The organism is Neobacillus sp. BP17, assembly GCF_059579525.1.
Genome location: NZ_CM184198.1, coordinates 1,419,645 through 1,436,924, shown reverse-complemented (window position 1 = coordinate 1,436,924; position 17,280 = coordinate 1,419,645). Strand labels below are relative to the sequence as shown.

16 protein-coding genes are annotated in these 17,280 nt (G+C 37.0%); 9 read left to right on the top strand and 7 right to left on the bottom strand.

The window, feature by feature from the left end; all coding sequences use genetic code 11:
• Positions 1-45 precede the first annotated feature (45 nt).
• The 4 genes from AC4QJR_RS06825 to AC4QJR_RS06810 all read right to left on the bottom strand — a co-directional run bounded on the left by AC4QJR_RS06825 (position 46) and on the right by AC4QJR_RS06810 (position 6,715).
• The gene (locus AC4QJR_RS06825; protein WP_496525731.1) at positions 46-3,051 is read right to left on the bottom strand and encodes an AAA family ATPase; all 3,006 of its coding nucleotides are present in this window, start codon (positions 3,049-3,051) and stop codon (positions 46-48) included.
• 18 nt (positions 3,052-3,069) lie between these two features.
• Complete coding sequence (locus AC4QJR_RS06820) at positions 3,070-4,290, bottom strand: metallophosphoesterase family protein (RefSeq protein ID WP_496525730.1); 1,221 nt, start codon at positions 4,288-4,290, stop codon at positions 3,070-3,072.
• Between the two features lie 279 nt (positions 4,291-4,569).
• Positions 4,570-5,823 carry an ABC transporter permease gene (locus tag AC4QJR_RS06815; protein WP_496525729.1) on the bottom strand — a complete coding sequence of 418 codons (1,254 nt, stop codon included), beginning with the start codon at positions 5,821-5,823 and terminating at the stop codon, positions 4,570-4,572.
• A complete protein-coding gene (locus AC4QJR_RS06810) occupies positions 5,816-6,715 on the bottom strand; it encodes an ABC transporter ATP-binding protein (protein ID WP_098572163.1) in 900 nt (299 codons plus the stop codon). The genes AC4QJR_RS06815 and AC4QJR_RS06810 overlap by 8 nt, the downstream gene beginning before the upstream one ends.
• Before the next feature lie 128 nt (positions 6,716-6,843).
• On the opposite strand from AC4QJR_RS06810, the gene AC4QJR_RS06805 reads away from it, so the two are divergent.
• Positions 6,844-7,029 carry a YhzD family protein gene (locus tag AC4QJR_RS06805; RefSeq protein WP_496525728.1) on the top strand — a complete coding sequence of 62 codons (186 nt, stop codon included), beginning with the start codon at positions 6,844-6,846 and terminating at the stop codon, positions 7,027-7,029.
• Between the two features lie 66 nt (positions 7,030-7,095).
• On the opposite strand, the gene AC4QJR_RS06800 is transcribed toward AC4QJR_RS06805, so the two are convergent.
• The 3 genes from AC4QJR_RS06800 to AC4QJR_RS06790 form a co-directional block, all read right to left on the bottom strand.
• Positions 7,096-7,887 (bottom strand): enoyl-CoA hydratase, encoded by a 792-nt coding sequence (locus AC4QJR_RS06800; RefSeq protein ID WP_496525727.1) that lies wholly within the window; start codon positions 7,885-7,887, stop codon positions 7,096-7,098.
• 150 nt (positions 7,888-8,037) lie between these two features.
• Positions 8,038-8,907 (bottom strand): Cof-type HAD-IIB family hydrolase, encoded by an 870-nt coding sequence (locus AC4QJR_RS06795; protein WP_251456577.1) that lies wholly within the window; start codon positions 8,905-8,907, stop codon positions 8,038-8,040.
• Positions 8,908-9,029: 122 nt separating this feature from the next.
• Positions 9,030-9,377, bottom strand: coding sequence for a YlbF/YmcA family competence regulator (locus AC4QJR_RS06790; RefSeq protein ID WP_496525726.1), 348 nt, complete (start codon positions 9,375-9,377; stop codon positions 9,030-9,032).
• Positions 9,378-9,553: 176 nt separating this feature from the next.
• Here AC4QJR_RS06790 and AC4QJR_RS06785 point away from each other — a divergent pair, with 176 nt between their 5' ends.
• The 8 genes from AC4QJR_RS06785 to AC4QJR_RS06750 all read left to right on the top strand — a co-directional run bounded on the left by AC4QJR_RS06785 (position 9,554) and on the right by AC4QJR_RS06750 (position 17,226).
• Complete coding sequence (locus tag AC4QJR_RS06785) at positions 9,554-10,936, top strand: YheC/YheD family endospore coat-associated protein (protein WP_496525725.1); 1,383 nt, start codon at positions 9,554-9,556, stop codon at positions 10,934-10,936.
• Position 10,937: 1 nt separating this feature from the next.
• Positions 10,938-12,041, top strand: a complete 1,104-nt coding sequence (locus tag AC4QJR_RS06780) for a YheC/YheD family endospore coat-associated protein (RefSeq protein ID WP_098572157.1) — start codon at positions 10,938-10,940, stop codon at positions 12,039-12,041.
• Positions 12,019-13,383 carry a YheC/YheD family endospore coat-associated protein gene (locus AC4QJR_RS06775; RefSeq protein ID WP_496525724.1) on the top strand — a complete coding sequence of 455 codons (1,365 nt, stop codon included), beginning with the start codon at positions 12,019-12,021 and terminating at the stop codon, positions 13,381-13,383. The genes AC4QJR_RS06780 and AC4QJR_RS06775 overlap by 23 nt, the downstream gene beginning before the upstream one ends.
• A complete protein-coding gene (locus tag AC4QJR_RS06770; RefSeq protein ID WP_496525723.1) occupies positions 13,380-14,426 on the top strand; it encodes a YheC/YheD family protein in 1,047 nt (348 codons plus the stop codon). The genes AC4QJR_RS06775 and AC4QJR_RS06770 overlap by 4 nt, the downstream gene beginning before the upstream one ends.
• Before the next feature lie 74 nt (positions 14,427-14,500).
• Positions 14,501-14,710, top strand: a complete 210-nt coding sequence (locus AC4QJR_RS06765; RefSeq protein WP_098572154.1) for a YheE family protein — start codon at positions 14,501-14,503, stop codon at positions 14,708-14,710.
• A gap of 82 nt (positions 14,711-14,792) precedes the next feature.
• The gene (locus AC4QJR_RS06760) at positions 14,793-14,984 is read left to right on the top strand and encodes a hypothetical protein (RefSeq protein ID WP_098572153.1); all 192 of its coding nucleotides are present in this window, start codon (positions 14,793-14,795) and stop codon (positions 14,982-14,984) included.
• Positions 14,985-15,109: 125 nt separating this feature from the next.
• On the top strand, positions 15,110-16,021 hold the full coding sequence (locus AC4QJR_RS06755) for a helix-turn-helix domain-containing protein (protein ID WP_496525722.1): 912 nt from the start codon (positions 15,110-15,112) through the stop codon (positions 16,019-16,021).
• 104 nt (positions 16,022-16,125) lie between these two features.
• Positions 16,126-17,226 (top strand): ABC transporter ATP-binding protein, encoded by a 1,101-nt coding sequence (locus tag AC4QJR_RS06750; protein WP_098572151.1) that lies wholly within the window; start codon positions 16,126-16,128, stop codon positions 17,224-17,226.
• Positions 17,227-17,280: the final 54 nt, after the last annotated feature.

Below are 17,280 nucleotides of genomic sequence, written 5' to 3'. Positions count from 1 at the left end.
CACGTCCTTCCTACTAGTAAGAGTATAACATATCCTAATATTACTCTATGAAATTATCTGAACAGCACCTTTTTCTAAAAAAAGAACATTTTCCCTTTGAAAATAGGTCAGCAAATGCTTATGGCAAGTAAAAAATAATAGTTGATTTCTTTTCATCCCTTTAAGAAGTTCTAACACCTTTTCCGTCCTTTTCGCATCGAAATTAACAAAACTATCATCGATAATAATTGGAAACTGATATTTTTCATATACTGTGACGGCAAAGGCAAGCCGAATGGCAACGTATAATTGTTCGGTTGTTGCTTGACTTAGTTCATTTGCTTCAAATATGGTATGATCCTTTCGCTCAACTAAGAAGCCTGAACCAGAACTTTGTAAATGGATTCTTTGGTAGTTTCCATCTGTGAGAAACAACAGATATTCTTCCGCTTTTGAAATCATTCTTGGTAAATGTATGTTCTTATACTTTTCAATCGTATTGGAGAGGATCTGTTGCGCTACACAGTAGACTGACCACTCTTTTGCTGCCTCTTCTAATTCAAATTTTTTCTGCTTATAGTGATGGAGGATATCTGAATACACACCGCCTTCTTCTAATATTTGTATCTCGTATTTAATGGAAGCCTGCTCTTCTTGAAGTTCCTTTAGTTTAGCTTCCCAATTATGAACCTGCTGATTACATTCAGCCACTAATTCTGTGCTTTGACGCATTTGGAGAAAAGTTTCTCTCTCTACATCTGAGAGTATTGAGTATTGGAGTTGACTCTGCAGTGATTTGAGTTTTTCTAACAGTTGACCATGTTTTTCTGCTTTTGCACCAAGTTCGTAAAATTGTTGCTCTGTATCTACTTTTGCTGATGAGATAAGGTTATTAAATTCTGTTTGGAGATGATTAACTGCCTGTACTTTTTGCCTTAAATCGGCTTCGAAGTCGCTAAGTTTCACATTTCTCTCTTGACTCATGATTTGCTTAGCATGCTCTTCCTTTAATTTATTGCGAAGCAAATAGGCTCCGTTATACAGGTCCAGCCCCTTATCATTTAGATAGAGATTTGAAAAATGGTTCAAACCTTTTTCTATTTTTTCCTGTTGCTGCTCTATTTGTTGAAGTCTTAAATGATATTGTTTTTTCTCTCTACTAATCACCTTAAACTGTTCAATTAGTTTGTAAGCTTCTAGTAAAAAGGCCTCCGCAATATACTCAGGTATTCTTAGTGAACGACTAATGGAAGCAAGCTTTTCATTTGTTTGGGCTGACTCCAACTCCCATTGTTCAAATTTGGCAATGATCTTTTCATATTGAGAATGTTGATGTTTCAACTTGATTTTTACGATCTGAAGCTCTGCTCTCCTCTGATTATCCAAGGCTAATTGCTCTTCTAGCTTTGAGATTTCAATATATTGGGCTGATTGCAGTTTTCGCTCTAACTGTTCTTTCTTTTCTATTAACTCATTTAATGTTTGATTTAGCTCTGCCCCTTTCGGCAGGTTCTTCTTTTTTGTCATCAGGATGAGTAGTAATATACAACCGAGAATCCCGATCGTAAATAAAAACCACTGCTTTGTAGCCACCCCATAAACTGTTATGGCAATTAAAATAACCTCAAAAAGTACATACTGAAGATTCTTTTGCTTCCCTTCTCTTTCAGCTTCGGCTTTATCACGTTCATTAAACTGTTGATAAAAGTCTATTTTGTCACCTAAGTTTCTTATTTCCTTTTCTATGCTCTCTTTATCATTTCTCGACTTTACCTTCTCTTCTAGTGACAGCCGTTCCTGTTTTGTAAGAACCTGTCTCTCTAAAGACCGGACCTCTTTTTCGATTTCCTCTAATCTGCCTTTTTCTTCCTGATACTGATTTTCTAACTCTTCCTTCACTTCTTTTAGCTTTTGGATTTTCTGTGATACCACTTCAACTTGGTTTTTCATATAAATATTTGTATTTAGAGCTAAGATCTCTTCTTCATCAATATGTAAATGAAGTTTTTCCCTAGTAATCGACAACTCTTCTTCAAAGGCTATAAGTTTTGTTTCATATTGAAGTCTTTCCTGCTTTAATTGGTCGTAGAGAGGAACTTGATCTAGTAAAGCTAAGATAGCAGGCTCCTGTTTAAGAAACGATTGATTGGGTTGACTCCTCTCCGCTTCCTCTCTCAAATTTTCAATTCTTTCGGAAATACTATTAATCTCAGCCTTATAGGGGTGGATGAGTTCATTTATCTTTTCGATTCTCTCAATCCCACGTACAGGGAATTCAACATCTCCTAATTCATTCAGCTCTTTCTTTGTCAGCCTTTCATCTTTGACAATGGATTCGATTCTTTTCCATTCGTTAAGTTTTTCTATTTTCTCTTTAATTTCCTGCAACGATTGGTTTACTGCCTTCATTTCCTTTTCGAGCATTTCTTTCTTTTCTACTAAGTTTGTATAATTTCTATTTTTGGATTCTGCTGCTTTCAATTCTTTATTTATTTCATGTAGTGCCTGTAACCTTTCATTCAATAAGGGTTTCTTCCCTGATGGCTTAAATCGTGCATCGAGCTCCTTCTGCAGAACAGTTTCTGTTTTTGATAACCTTTCTGTCCCTAATGTCCCCGCGGAAAACAAGAATTTACCAATCTCTTCACTTTTCATCTGATGAATATTTTGTAACCCCTGCAAATTAAATGAAAAAATAGATTGAAATAGGCTTTTATCAAAGTTTGCTATTAATTCCTTAAGAAGTTCTTCACCGCCCATCCTGCCATTGTCCATATAGACCTTTACATCACCTGCAGCCTTTCCCTTTACGCGTTCGATTACAGCACCGCCATGCTTTTGATGGAAAATTCGGATTTTACCACCATATTTAGTACTGTATTTTGGCTCGTAACGGAGTTCGGTTGTTTGCTGTTTTGTAGGGAAGCCAAAAATAATTGCATGGATAAAGGCCATAATTGTGGACTTCCCAGCTTCATTTTCTCCATAGAAAACTTGAAAATCATGAAGGTCGGTAATTTCTACATTCTCTAATTGGCCAAACCCATAGATATGCATTTCGAGAATTTTCAACTATCCTCATTCCTTTCTCTATGATTGATAGAGTAACTCGAGCAGCAATTTCTCTGCTTTATTGATTAGCTCTTTTTGATCGGCAGTTGATAACTGACTGATATACTTTCTCCCTAATTGATGCTCCAATAAGGGTGCTAAGGCTTGATCTATATCCGCGTAGTTTTCAATTGTTTCAAACAGTTCAGCATAAAAGTTTGCGTCTCTTTTCAACTGTTCCTTATCTATTTGCTGCCCTTCTATAACAGTTAAGTCAACAATCCATACAAAGGAGTCCTCTTCTTTTTCATTCTCTACTAGGAGTTCTAACAGCTCACCATTCAAGCTTCTTTGTTCACGCTCATCTGCTAGTACAATATTTTTCAAGGAAAGTGATAATAACGTTCCTTTTTGTTCCCTCCGAAAACTATTGATGGTTGTTTGGCATAATTGTAATACATCAAGGAAGTTTTCAGCTGCAGAAGCATCTACTACTGTTTCTTCCCAAATAATATCGGCCGTTTCTATAAAATTTATCTTCTTATCAAGATCAGTCAATGTTACATGATAAATACCTTTCATACCTGTTTCTTTCTTATTCCTGCCTTGAATATTACCTGGATAAATAATCGGCGGAGATTCTGATAGGACAGCACGTTTATGAATATGACCTAAAGCCCAGTAATCAAATTCTTTCTTATGTAAATCACTAACTGAGAAAGGCGCATAGTTATCATGTTCAGCCCCTCCGCTTTCATTTCCATGAAGTATCCCAATATGAAAATCGGCGCCATCTTTCTTCCGATAATCATCTATTTTTCTATCATAGACATGCCTTGTTGGATAACTGAAACCATACAGATGGACGATCGCACCATTCTTTGTCTGTAAAACTTTTGATTCAACCTCACTATTAAACACATGAACATTTGCGGGCATATTAAGATGTACCCATGATCCATTTAAATGGTCGTGATTGCCGTGGATGACATAAACTTGAATCCCGTTTTCTGCCAACTTAAGCATCTCTGTCCGAAACCGAGACTGTGCCCGTAGGCTGCGATCTTCACCGTCGAATAAATCGCCTGCTAGAATAACAAAATCGACCTGATGAAGAATTGCAGCCTCCGTAACCTTTTTTAAAGCCGCAAAGGTGCTCTCTTTAACTCGGGTAAAGATGTCTTGTGGCAAGTACTTTAATCCGACCATCGGGCTGTCCAAGTGCAGGTCCGCTGCATGAATGAATGATATTCTTTTCATAAGACATTCCTTTCCACTTCTTTTCTTCATTGTAGCACCACAGAAATACGAATGCACGTTCTTGTCAGTTATTTATTGAAAAAAAAAGCATTTACCACTTGGTAAATACTAAGATTGTCGAGGAGGGGGTATATTTAATTGATTGTTTCTGCTAATGGACCTGTTGATTTCCGTTCCGGGCACTCGCCTGAAGCGCAAATCAACAGACTAATATAAAAGAACGATAAAAAAAGGGGTGCCCCTAAAAGTTATACTTTTGGGACACCGTCTTTTCCTGCCTTATTCGTTTTTTGTCAGCTGTAATGCTTTTTTTATATCTTTAAAGGAATTGGATTGTCCGTACATTAAAACACCACCCCGATATACTCGAGCGCCAAATATAGCTAAGAAAACAATCGTTGCGACTAAGATAGTAATTCCTGCAATTGCTTCCCATACTGGAATGGTCAACATTCCTACCCGCAGAAACATAATCATTGGTGTAAAGAACGGGATGAAAGAGGTCACCGTTATGAACGGAGCATCAGGCTTTCCTAAGCCAAACATAGCAATCATAAACCCAGCGACAACAAGCATAGTCATTGGTGTAATCATTTGTTGAACATCTTCAATTCTGCTGACAAGTGAGCCGAGAAATGCGGCAAGTGTGGCATAAAGAAAATAGCCAAGAATAAAGAAAACAACCGCGTAAATAATCGTTCCCAAAGGGATATTATCAAAACCATAAACACCGAAAAATCCTTCTTTTAAGGATTCCATATTTTGTTTTAGAGAGAAATAACCTACGGACAGAAATACAGCGAGCTGTGTCAGACTTAATAAACCGATTCCAATTATTTTTGCAAACATCTGTTTAATTGGAGAAACACTTGAAATTAAAATTTCCATCACTCTAGACGACTTTTCTGTTGCTACTTCCATCGCAATCATATTAGCGTACATTATTACTGAAAAATAGATGATAAAGAGCAAGACATAAACCAGACCGCGTGCCTGATTCAGTTCCTCTTCCGTTTTTGCATTCTTCTCAAGAGCAATTTTCTTAAAAGACACTGGTTCATAGAGCTTTTCGAGCTGAACAGGAGTCAATTGAATTTGTGAAGCCGCCAGCATGGTTTTTACTTGCTGAAGACTCGTTTGAAGATCAGTAAACAGGGATGAATCAGCAATACTCTTGGCCTTATAAGTAGCTATCGGAAGTCTTTCATCATTTAAACCAAGAAGAACAATTCCTTGGTAAGTTCCTTTTTCAACTGCTTTTTCTGCCTCTGCTTCACTGCCCTGGAAAATTGTCAAGTTAATATCTTTATTAATTGCCCTAACTTGTTTATTGAATGGATCAAAAAGTTGACCTGTTTCATCAAGCACAGCCACATTTTCTTTCCCATCATTTTTATCGAAGATAGCAATGATATTAGTTAGGTTGGTTAAGACCAAGACAATAACGATTGTTAAAAGGGTTGTGATGATGAAGGATTTTGTTTTTAATTTATTAATATAGGTGTGGAACAAAATAATCCAAAAACTATTCATATGAATCACCTACTTTTTCTATAAAAATATCATTTAATGATGGTTCTTCCAGGGCAAACTTCCGGATAAACCCTTGGCTGACAATTTCCTTAAGTATTTTTTCAGCTATGTACTCTCCTTCAATTTGCAGGTGAATTCCTTCCATAGTTGGTTTTGACCTTACGACTCCAGGATAATTTTTCAAGAAATCTAATGGAAAATCGGCATGGATTACAAGGTTCTTTTTCCCAAAGGAACGCTTGATTTCTTTTAATGAACCATGGACGACTGGGCTTCCTTTGTGCAAGATACAAAGATGTTCACACATTTCCTCGACATGTTCCATTCTATGGCTTGAGAAAACGATAGTCGCCCCATCCTCTTTCAGAGATAGCACAGCCTCCTTTAGCATTTCCACATTTACTGGGTCAAGACCGCTAAATGGCTCATCCAAAATTAGTAATTTAGGTTTATGGACGACGGCAGCAATGAATTGTATTTTCTGTTGATTACCTTTGGAAAGCTCCTCAACTTTTTTATTTTCATATTCAGGAATTTTGAATCGATCAAGCCATGATTTTAATTCCGAAAGTGCCTGAGATTTTTGCATTCCTCTTAATCTGGCTAAATAAACGATTTGGTCACGAACCTTTAATTTAGGATACAAACCTCTTTCTTCAGGAAGATAGCCAACCAAATGACTGGTGGAATAGTCAATCGGTTTCCCGTCCCAAGTAATCTTACCACCGCTAGTGTCCAGTAACCCTAAAATCATTCGGAAGGTCGTTGTTTTCCCTGCACCATTAGCCCCTAAAAAGCCAAACATTTCTTTTTCAGGAATCACTAAAGACAAGTCATTCACAGCTGTAAAATTCCCGAATCGTTTCCTGACATGTTCAAGTTTCAGAACCATTTCACACACTCCTCTCCCTCTTTCATACGAATTTAACAAATTTTGGTTTCATTTAATTTTTGCGCAATTTTAGTAATTATGTGAAAATAAATAAATAAATAAAATGATTCTTTTAAGGGGTTGTTGATATGAAAACGTATAAATTAACTGCTTTTGAAAGCAATGGGGAAAAAATTTTAGATGAATCCTTCCAGGCTGAACATGATGATGCGGCAAAAGAATTAGGCCAAAAATTGTTAGCAGAGAAAAACTTATTAGAACGTACACATCGATGCTCCTCACCAAGCGGTAAGCTATTACTCTTTCATTCTTAATAATGAAGGCGCTATAAATAGGAAAAGGATATCAAAAAAAAGCAAAGAAGCCGCGGGCTTCTTTGTTTATTTACCAATAAATCTGGGTGGTCTTTTTTCGATAAATGCCCTTATTCCTTCTTGGTGATCAATGGTTTCTCGCATTTTTTGCTGTGAATGTTTTTCTAATTCTAAGATTTTTAATAAGTAAGGACGATTCATATCAGCTAAAATCTTTTTCGTTTTAATCATCGCCTGAACGGGTCTCCGTAACCAATCTGAAATTCTAGCATCTAATGTCTCCTGAAGATTGACTGCCGCTACTTCTTCAATTAATCCTAACTTTAACGCTTCATCAGCATCCATCATTTTCCCGTCCCAGATTAGTTGTTTCGCTTTCGTCTCTCCTAACTTTTTCTCTAAGAAGAAATGAGCACCGCCATCTGGAATCAGACCAATCCCGATAAAATTCATTGCTAGCTTACTATTTTTATCAGCAATAATATGGTCAGTTGCTAACGCAAGGCTAAACCCCAAGCCGGCAGCTGGACCTGTAACAGCACTTATAGTAAGTTTAGGCATGCTATAAAGAGTAACAATTAGTTCACTAATACTGTCCATTACAGGATAGAAATCGCTTTCGCTCGAGTTTGAAAACATGGTTTTAATATCGCCCCCTGCTGAAAAGCCTCTTCCTTTTCCCGTTAGAACGACAATATCAATTTCATCCGACTCGCTAATTTCCTTCAGTTTACATACTAACCCCCTAATCATTTCTGTATCCATGGCATTTAATGACTCAGGTCTGTTCATTTCTATTGTCGCCACACGCCCTGTAACTTTTACATTCACCTTATTTGTTATAAAGTTTAACGACACGAGAAAACCCTCCCTCCAATTCAATCAATTCCATTATAAATGGAATTGAGGACATAAATATAGGTAAGTTTTTTAAAAATAGTGAATTTTCTATCCCATTAATTCAAAAAAAGACATCAACGGCCATTCACCGTTGATATCTTTTTTGGGCTATTTTTTAATAATATTCATCCTTCTTAAAAACTCAATTGGCTGTTGTTTTCTAAAGTGTTCTTTTACCATATAGGCAACACCTTGTTCGTTCTGTGACCGTGTCACCCAATCTGATGCTTTCTTCACTTCAAAATCCGCATTCCACATCGATACACCAAGGCCTGCAGCTTCAAGCAATGGAATATCATCAATCCCATCTCCAATATAGACGATTTCTTTTCTTTGAATCCCTAATTGGCTTGCAAGGTATGATAAACCCGATAATTTTGAAACACCGGTTGGGACAATATCCAAACGTAAAGCATCTAGTTGAATTAATTCAATCTCAGTATACATTTTTTGAAGTGCTTTTTTCGCATCCTGAAGGTCACTTTCTTCTTCAAAATAAACTTCTATCTTCGGAGGGCTCACTGGCTGGTCATGTAGATACTCTGTTAGTGACGACACGAATTGCTGCGAATAAAAAACAGGATCCCCTGAGGTAAAAACAGTTTTTGCCAACAAATTATTATTCAATTTTAATTTATTCGCTAATGAAAATTGTTCGTGGACAAGACGAATTTGACACGGCAGCGCCTCTAAAAAGCTGACTGTATCATAGGTAATTTGTTCACCAATCCTTTTCACATAGATTGGTTTGTCCTCAGAACTTGCAATAAATGCACCTTGATGGGTAATGAGAGGTGATTTTATTTTTAATGCTTTGGCTACTTTTCTTGTGGAAGGAAAGCTCCGCGATGTGACAAGCGTGACATAAATACCCTTTTGCTGAACATAATCAATAGCCTCTTTTGTGGATTTATGGATTTTTCCGTTTGTTTGAAGAAGTGTGCCATCAATATTTAAAGCAAGCAAGCGATAAATCATTCCGTTGCCCCCTGTTCTTGGTGAAATAGCCTTTATAACACTTTTATGATTTTTTAGGCATTTGTAGAACAGAGCTAAAAAAGAAAAAGCCTTCGGTTAATACCGTAGGCTCGTATTTCAATTTAAATTTTTCCGTATAGGTCTTCAAGAGGCTTCATAATTACTTTGTTTAACTCGCCAATAACCATGCTCATCCGTTGTTCTGCTTGCATTAACCTAGCAATTTTTTCATTTTGCTGTACTAGTCCTACAGTTGATTGTGCTTGCGCAATTTCTTGTTCAGAGATATTCTGCCCCATCATCTGTTTCTGTTGCAAGTCTAATTGGATTTTGCGAAACTGATCAAACATTTGTTTTGCAGCTGGGTCTCCGTTCACTTCTTTATAAGCTTGCTGTAGTTGTGTGTATTCATCACTTTGACGAATAGCTGTTTCTAACGCATAGGCGGAATCATATAGATTAACTGCCATTGGTATCCACTCCTTTTTATTCACGCTTTTCAATCCGAATCAACTATAACAAACTATTCACCAAAATGCGAGAATGTTAAAATCACCATCTCGAATAGTGTTACATACATTACTATATCAACTAATGCCCATAAGGAAAAAATGGTTCCAATATAGATAGAAATCGGGGAATGTCTATGCCTTTTCCATTAACTCAGGTTACCATAAAAGCAAGAACACCTAAAAATAAGAATGACAGCATAGTAAAAATATCCACCCACTTGTTTACTAGTTTGGGATTAAATAAGAAACTTCAATTAAATATTAAGTTAGGGAAAAAGTCGATCCAAACAGCAATCCAACCAATAGACCTGGACCCTAAAAATTTGATCCTTATTCCTGAAAATATTCTCAAGAATTTTTGCCTGCCCACCCAGAGTTATAAATTTCAAGCCATCTATCGGGATGAACTTCTAACACTCGAACTCGGACCTGTGATTGGACTAGTAACAGATTTCCCCTCCACTAAACAAGAAGAACCACATTTTCGTACTATTCATGCTTTTTGCGAGGAACTACATCATGGAATTACTGAAATAGGCGGCTTTTTTTATGTTTTTTCATATGAGGAATTTTTAAATCAAGGTTATTATCTTATCAATGGAAAATGGAGATCGTTTGAGCATCCAATACCGGATGTGATTTACAATCGTATCCATTCCCGTAAACTTGAACAATCTGTCCCATTTAAACAATTTCGTAAAAGACTTGAAACCATGATGATTCCTTTGTTTAATGAACGTTTCCTATCAAAATGGGAAGTATATAATCAAATATTTCAAGAAAAACACCTCCTGCACTTCTTACCTAAAACAAAAATTTACACAAAAGAGCATCTGTATGAACTTACCGACGAATGTGAAACAGTTTTTATAAAGCCGGTTCATGGCAGCCAAGGAAGAAATATTATCAAGTTAAAAAAAGAAGATAATAACCGCTGCACTTTACAAACCTCGATTGCAACACTTAACGACAACTCTAGCCATCAATACTCCTTAGACGAAATACACAACCTAATCAAGACTATTCTCCATAATCGTTTTTATATTATTCAACAAGGTATTGAATTATTGGCGTATGACTCATGTTCCATGGACTTTCGGGTACTATGTCACAAAAATCTGAACAACCATTGGCAAGTTACCTCAATTGTGGCAAGGATAGCTGCAAAAGATGAGTTCGTTTCAAATATTGCCAGGGGTGGAAAGATGCTTAGACCGTTAGATGTTCTGCGAACTTGTCTTGGGCCCAAGAACGCTTTAGAGATGCTTACACATATGAAAGAATTAGCAGTGGAAACAGCGTCGACTATTAGTAACTCACAAACAGGAATAACAGGTGAACTTGGCATCGATATTGGCATAGACCAAAACGGAAAGCCGTGGATTATTGAGGTAAACTCTAAACCCTCGAAAAACTTTGAAGATGGATTAGGAAAAATTAGACCATCTGCGAAAGCACTTATTCAATTTTGTACACTGCTTGCATTCGATACGACTTTTATAAAGGAGGACTCGTGATTTGATTGCCTTTGGAATAATGACCATACGTTTTGACAGTGAGCAGTCCTATATCAACGACATTGCAAACCTTGCAGAACCCTGTGGGATAGAATGCTATCGCTTCTCCCCCGCCAATATAAATCCACTTACATTAAAAGTAAAAGGAAAAAAATTCATTTCACAAACAAAATCCTGGGTAGATAAGGAGTTTCCCATTCCAACTATTATCTATGATCGTTGTTTTTACGGGGATGATGACTACTCCAAGCAGTGCATTCCGATTGTATCTTGGCTCAAGAACAGACCCGATATAACCTTTTTAGGATATGGACTTCCTAATAAACTGGAACTCTATGAGGTATTAAAAAGTACAGTTTTATCAGCTTATTTGCCCCCAACTCAGGCAGTTTCTAGTACTAACATCGTGTTAAATGAATTAATTTCCAAGAAAAGAATAATTTTAAAGCCAATTAATGGCTCTCAAGGAAATGGTATTTACTATTTGAAAAAAAACAACAAATCCTTTCATGTTAAAACAGAAAAAAACAAGAATATTATCTCAAGAATATTCCCAAATGAAACCAAACTTAATAAATGGCTGCAACCACTAATTAACAAGCGTCCCTACCTAATGCAGCCGTATTTAGAATTATCAAATAATGACCTGAAGCCATTTGACATTAGGATCCTCTTACAGAAAGGGATCGAGGGAAAATGGGGAGAAATGGGCAGAGGGGTTCGAGTCGGAAGTACCGGGGGAATCCTTTCCAATTTAAGTGCTGGTGGTTCAATTGTTCCTTATTTGGATTGGGCAACCTCTTTTTTACCTGCAAAAAAGGAATACATCCATCAGGAATTAGAGTACATTCTTTCTAATCTTCCACCTATACTTGAAAATGCTTTTTTACCATTATTTGAAATTGGCATCGATATCGGAATTGCAAAAGATGAATCAATTTGGATTCTGGATATCAATTCGAAGCCTGGTAGAAAGGTCATCCTTCATACACAACCAAACGTAAAGGAGACATTAACCCTTGCCCCTTTGCTTTATGGGAAGCAGCTAAGTCAAATGGATTTAAAAGAAAGGAAGAGCTATTATGAGAAAACATTATCTCATTGAAATTGCTCAAAATGATCAATTAGTAGTTTTCTGTCCTCCTGCAATACTAAGAGAAAAAGAGTTATCACGAATTGCCTTTGGTTCAAGATCAATAGAAGTTGATTTTATCCCACATCCTGATCAAGATGATCGGATTTCAATCAGCCGGGAAATTCAAAAAGCACTTCAATTTCCAAGTTTCAACATTCCACTTCATGTTTTTTTATCTAACCAAAGTCTAATTATCGGTCCACTTGTAGGTATTTTTACAGCAGGATTTACTTCCCTGCCATTTGAACCGATTGGCGATCGAACCCAGTTTTTCTCAACACTCCTATCGGTTAATAAAATGGTGGGCGCCTTACCATTTGTGTTTGGAGAACAGCATATTGATTGGGATCTTGGATGCATTGAAGGTTATTTTTTTCATAATAACGGTTGGGAAATGGTTGATATTCCCTTTCCGAATGTTATTTATGATCGACTTCCAAATCGAAGAAGTGAAAATAACCCAAGATTAATAAAAGTGAAAGAGCGATTGCAAAAAGAGTACCTTATCCCTTGGTATAATCCTGGATTTTTCAACAAACTCGAAATTCATGAAAGACTTATTCAAGATGAAACCGTGTCTAATCTCCTTCCAGATACATTACCATTTACATCCTTCTCCTCTATCGAAACGATGCTTTCAACCTATGGTCATGTTTTTATTAAACCTAAAAATGGCAGTCTCGGCTTAGGGGTTCACCAAATTATTTACGACAAACACACTGATGATTATTATTGTCGATACCAAGATAAAAGCAATGTAAACCGTCTGAGAAAATTCTCGAGTTTAGAAAGCTTGATGGGAAACGTATTTGCAAATCAATCTCTTGAAAAAATGCTAGTACAACAAGGGATTACTTTAATCCGCACTGAATCCCGCTCTATTGATTTTAGAGTCCACACCAATAAAGATGATATGGGAAATTGGCATGTATCTGCGATTGCAGCGAAGATAGCAGGACCTGGCAGCGTGACCACCCATTCAAGAAGCGGTGGAGATATTAAGACAATGGAAGAGATTTTTTCCAACGAGGAAAGTTCACTATATACAAAGAAACTCTCCAACGCCGCAATGCTTTTAAGCGGCTCAATCGATCGGCATGTAGAAGGAATAATTGGTGAGATTGGATTTGATTTAGGTATCGATCGAAATGGAGAAGTTTGGCTCTTCGAAGCAAATTCCAAGCCTGGAAGAACCATCTTTACTCATCCTGAATTAGAGGAATTTGATTTGCTAACCCGAAAATTATCAATGGCATTTGCCGTCTTTCTTACCGAACAATCCTTACTACATCCAGTGGAGTTAATCCAATGAGGACCAATTATCCAGGCCCTCTGGTTGGAATTATGACATCAAGAAAAGCGGATGGTTCTATCGCCGGTAATGGCCCGCTTTTTATTGCATTACAAAAAAAGCTTATTTCACACAAAGGAATAAGCTTTGTTTTTATACCAGAGGATGCAGGTATAAACCATATTACAGGCTATACCTTTTTACCTGAACAAAATCACTGGATAAAAGAAAAATTTCGCTACCCCGACATTGTATATAACCGGATCCCCTTCCGAAAGTCAGAACAAAACGAACAATGTCAACAATTTTTTTCTATTTTAAAGGAGAAGAATATCCCATATTTCAATCCATGTTTTATTGATAAATTTGAGCTCTATGAGGTGTTTAAAAAACATCCATTTCTGAAAACGTTCCTGCCAGAAACCATCCCTATCCGCGGAAAAATGGACTTATTCATATTTCAAAAGAAGCATAAGAGCATTTATTTAAAACCTTCCCAATCCTCCAAAGGTAAAGGAATTTTCCGCTCAAAGCTAACTAGTGCTGCTGGACTTCAATTAGACGGGATACACCAGCATGAACTTTTTAAATCCTTTGATCATTTTTGGGAAAAACACGGTGTGGCATTGTTGGCAAAAAATTACTTAGCTCAAGAGGAAATAAAATCAGCCAAGTACAAGGGGAATCGCTTCGATTTTCGTATCCTCGCCCACGGAGCAGACAGTGGGTACACTGTAACAGGAGTTGGAATTCGGCAATCACAGACACAGGATATTACAACCCATATTCCAGCCGGAGGCAGACTCCTGCCCTATGAAAATTTACAAACTAAGGAGCATGATCGGTTTATTGAAGCAATTGTTCCTGAAATCGGAATGGCACTGTCCGATCGATTTGGCTATTTCGGAGAGTTTTCAATTGATGCGGGAGTAAGTATGACTGGCCAGTACTATATTTACGAGGTAAATTCTAAACCAATGAGATTTGATGAAGAGGAAATTGAGGAAAAGAAAATCGAACAACTTTGCCGCATTTTCCTCCAACTCTCCAATTATAAAAACTGACAGAAAATTCATATTTAAATATTCTCCCAAACCAGTTAAGCTATAGGTAAGAATATTAAAGGGAGGATTTCGCGATGATCTTGCACTTTCAATTAAAACCATTATTTGAAAACAAAAATATACCCGGCTGGAATTTTTCCTTTTATCATAAAAAGCAGCGGGTGACGGGAGTTTATCACCAAACAGGGAAAATAGAATGGACTACAAATGTGCCTGAACAGGATGAGATTGAGGCATTATCAAGCCAAATCCATGAACTAATGCTTTACCATGTATATGAATAATCGATATTTTGAATGACCATCGTGCATGAAAACTTGTCTTTTCCGCAAAACTAAATATAGTTTTGGGAAAGGAATGATAAGGATGGACAAAGGAAAAAGCATGGGTACGGATGCAGGATCTGCATATGAGGGCAGAGATAAAGTGTTTATGGATGTTGACCGAATGATTAACGAAGGAATGTCCGGCGGGTCAGTGCATTCCCGCCAGGAGTCAACTAATATCGAAGAAGCCCGTGACCTTCAAGAAGAACAACCGCCCTATGAATGCGATTGATACCAACAACTAAAAGAACAGGCTAGCCGAATTAACCTTGGCTAGCCTTTATTATTTATTAGGTTAAGTAACTACTGATATAATGTTAGATGTCACTAAAAAATTTTAAAATGGGGAAATCAAAAATGCTAAGAAAATTATTGTCTATTTATGAAAATTCCATTTTGTTTCCCGATCAACCAATTACTCATTCAGAACAGTTGTATGTATTTTTCAGCGAGATGGAAAAAGAATGGATTGGCATTCCAAAATCTGAGGTAACTGAAAAGGAATTAACCCTTCTTCAGACGATTTATCAATTAGTTGAGAATCCATCAAGTGTCCAAAGTTCTGTTACCCAAGGATGGGATGCGTATTTATTAGAGGATGGTCCTCCCCCTTCTTATCATGCTGAAACAAACCTTAGGTTCATTCAATTTCAGATTAACGGAGATGATACGAATCAACTTGAGATCGAGTCCGCATTAAAGGGATTCTTTACTGAAGGAGTTATAATCATCTGGGAGAACAAAAGACGAGGAATTATTATTGAAGAGGCCACGATAGTCTCACTTACGGAAGAAGAATTGATTTCTATGTCAGAAACTTTAGAAAGTGACTTTTATGTCAAAATCGCTTTTTTTGTTGGAAAGTTTAATTCTTTTCACGACCAACTTCGGTCAAAGTTCCTGCTTGAGAAAGAATTTTTTTCCTTTGGCCTGATCAATCTTGTCTCCCTTATGAATATTTTTACATATGAACGGGTTCTTCCTGCATATGTGGCTTATCACTTGCCGATGGATTTAAAACCAAAGATCCATCAAGGAATATTCGAAGTTTTTAATGATGAGCCTGAGATGTATTCGACCATTAAAGTTTTTCTTGAAAATAATTTAAATGCCAGTTTAACGGCAAAAAAGTTATACATCCACCGAAATACACTCCAGTATCGAATTGATAAATTTATTGACAAGTCTGGAATCCAATTAAAGGATTTTTACGGGGCCTTTACAGTCTTTTTAGCTTGTCTTCTATTTGAACAAAGTCAAAAAAGGTAACAAAGTGCCCAAAAAAGCGTTTTCATTCTTTGTGCAGTCTGTCCATACCTATTTTCTTCTGCTGCTTGTAAACTATTCCTAACAAGATAAAGGGAGGAATTACAATGGCTGAGTTAAAATTAGATCATATTTATAAAATTTATGATAATAAAGTAACAGCTGTACAAGACTTCAATTTACATATTGAAGATAAGGAATTTATCGTGTTTGTTGGACCATCAGGGTGCGGGAAATCTACTACACTTCGAATGATTGCTGGTCTTGAAGATATTTCTAAAGGTGATTTCTACATTGATGGTAAAAGAGTAAACGATGTAGCTCCAAAAGATCGTGATATCGCGATGGTTTTCCAAAACTATGCCCTTTATCCACATATGACTGTTTATGATAACATGGCGTTTGGCTTAAAACTTCGCAAATTTCCAAAAGATGAAATTGATCGCCGTGTAAAAGACGCAGCAAAAATTCTTGGTTTAGAAGCTTACTTAACTCGTAAACCTAAGGCACTTTCAGGTGGACAACGCCAGCGTGTAGCATTAGGCCGTGCAATTGTACGTGATGCAAAAGTATTCTTAATGGATGAACCATTATCAAACCTTGATGCAAAGCTTCGTGTTCAAATGCGTGCAGAAATTGCTAAACTTCACCGCCGCTTAGATACTACTACAATCTATGTAACACATGACCAGACTGAAGCGATGACAATGGCAACACGTCTTGTCGTTATGAAAGATGGAATCATTCAGCAAGTTGGTTCACCTAAAGAAGTTTATGAAAAGCCAGAAAATGTTTTTGTTGGCGGCTTTATCGGATCCCCTGCGATGAATTTCTTTACCGGAAAACTAGAGGATGGAAAATTCGTCATTGGAAATTCTTCGCTTGCTGTTCCAGAAGGAAAAATGAAATATCTGCGCGAGCAAGGATATGTTGGAAAATCAATCATCCTAGGTACACGACCAGAAGATATTCATGATGAGCCAGTTTTCATTGATGCATCGGCTGGATCAAAAATTAAAGCTCAAGTAGATGTTGCCGAGTTAACTGGGGCAGAATTAATGATCTATTCCAGCATTGGCGGCCAAGATTTCGTAGCCCGCGTTGACTCTCGTGGAGATATTCATCCTGGCGATTCATTAGAACTAGCATTTGATATGAATAAGGCACATTTCTTTGATGAAGAAACAGAATCAAGAATCCGCCCGTAATATATAAAGTGGAAGCCCCGCTGGGCGCTTCATCTGGATTCAGAGAATATGGAC

What these genes read in the sequence shown, in the direction of transcription:
- AC4QJR_RS06820 (WP_496525730.1), bottom strand. Translation starts at nt 4,290, where the DNA reads ATGAAAAGAATATCATTCATTCATGCAGCGGACCTGCACTTGGACAGC.
- AC4QJR_RS06815 (WP_496525729.1), bottom strand. Translation starts at nt 5,823, where the DNA reads ATGAATAGTTTTTGGATTATTTTGTTCCACACCTATATTAATAAATTA.
- AC4QJR_RS06810 (WP_098572163.1), bottom strand. Translation starts at nt 6,715, where the DNA reads ATGGTTCTGAAACTTGAACATGTCAGGAAACGATTCGGGAATTTTACA.
- AC4QJR_RS06805 (WP_496525728.1), top strand. Translation starts at nt 6,844, where the DNA reads ATGAAAACGTATAAATTAACTGCTTTTGAAAGCAATGGGGAAAAAATT.
- AC4QJR_RS06795 (WP_251456577.1), bottom strand. Translation starts at nt 8,907, where the DNA reads ATGATTTATCGCTTGCTTGCTTTAAATATTGATGGCACACTTCTTCAA.
- AC4QJR_RS06790 (WP_496525726.1), bottom strand. Translation starts at nt 9,377, where the DNA reads ATGGCAGTTAATCTATATGATTCCGCCTATGCGTTAGAAACAGCTATT.
- AC4QJR_RS06785 (WP_496525725.1), top strand. Translation starts at nt 9,554, where the DNA reads ATGCCTTTTCCATTAACTCAGGTTACCATAAAAGCAAGAACACCTAAA.
- AC4QJR_RS06775 (WP_496525724.1), top strand. Translation starts at nt 12,019, where the DNA reads ATGAGAAAACATTATCTCATTGAAATTGCTCAAAATGATCAATTAGTA.
- AC4QJR_RS06770 (WP_496525723.1), top strand. Translation starts at nt 13,380, where the DNA reads ATGAGGACCAATTATCCAGGCCCTCTGGTTGGAATTATGACATCAAGA.
- AC4QJR_RS06765 (WP_098572154.1), top strand. Translation starts at nt 14,501, where the DNA reads ATGATCTTGCACTTTCAATTAAAACCATTATTTGAAAACAAAAATATA.
- AC4QJR_RS06760 (WP_098572153.1), top strand. Translation starts at nt 14,793, where the DNA reads ATGGACAAAGGAAAAAGCATGGGTACGGATGCAGGATCTGCATATGAG.
- AC4QJR_RS06755 (WP_496525722.1), top strand. Translation starts at nt 15,110, where the DNA reads ATGCTAAGAAAATTATTGTCTATTTATGAAAATTCCATTTTGTTTCCC.
- AC4QJR_RS06750 (WP_098572151.1), top strand. Translation starts at nt 16,126, where the DNA reads ATGGCTGAGTTAAAATTAGATCATATTTATAAAATTTATGATAATAAA.